Below are 833 nucleotides of genomic sequence, written 5' to 3'. Positions count from 1 at the left end.
AGAAGCGTACCCTAACTGGTAGTTGACCGCCTCTCTCCTATGCACCATGGGCATTGCACTTATTATCTGAATTCACGGTACCGCAAGACCCGAGCGATGAACCCGCCTCCACCCTGCTGGCGCGTATCGCCGCCGAAAAAGCTCAGCTGGCCAAAGAGAAGAAAATCAAAAAAGAGAAACCGCTTCCTGCGATCAGCGAAGACGAAAAGCCTTTTGAGCTACCGCAGGGATGGGTGTTTGAAAGGATCGCTGTATTTGGACTTGTAGGCACTGGTGCTACACCATCGAGAAGCAATCCCGCCTATTGGGAACCAGCGGAAATTAACTGGGTATCTAGTGGGGAGACGGCTGAGCTATTTGTTGGTAAAACGAAAGAGCAAATATCGAAATTAGCCATAAAAGAAACTAACGTTTCTATCTATCCTGTAGGCACTTTAATCGTTGCAATGTATGGACAAGGGAAAACAAGAGGGCAAATAACTGAATTACTTGAACCAGCAGGTACTAACCAAGCATGTGCTGCAATTAGGTTGATTGATGAAACAAAAGCTCATAAGGATTTTGTAAAATTGTTCTTCCGGAAAGCCCGGGAATTCAGATAATAAGTGCGACACTCATGGATGAATGGCGAGAGGTGGCCAACTGCTGATTGGTGGTACCCTTCTGCTCGCCAAAGTAAAAGCAGTATCACCATGAGCTATCAGCAGTTGACCGAGGGGCAACGATACCAGTTATCGGTGCTTCGCGCACAGGGGATGTCCATCCTTGCCACCGCACGCGCCATTGGCGTTCATCGCTCCACCCTCTACCGGGAGCTGCGTCGTAACGCCGGG

General features: G+C 49.1%; 2 protein-coding genes. Both read left to right on the top strand.

The annotated features are described in order from the left end of the window. Nucleotides 1–53 precede the first annotated feature (53 nt). On the top strand, nucleotides 54–602 hold the full coding sequence (locus OKB81_RS20640) for a hypothetical protein (RefSeq protein ID WP_270805458.1): 549 nt from the start codon (nucleotides 54–56) through the stop codon (nucleotides 600–602). A gap of 90 nt (nucleotides 603–692) precedes the next feature. Then, on the top strand, nucleotides 693–833 hold a 141-nt coding region (locus tag OKB81_RS20635), incomplete at its 3' end, for a helix-turn-helix domain-containing protein (protein ID WP_270668161.1).

It is taken from the genome of Aeromonas sp. QDB56 (assembly GCF_027705505.1).
GTDB classification, from domain to species: domain Bacteria; phylum Pseudomonadota; class Gammaproteobacteria; order Enterobacterales; family Aeromonadaceae; genus Aeromonas; species Aeromonas caviae.
This window is presented reverse-complemented; position numbering and strand designations above follow the sequence as displayed.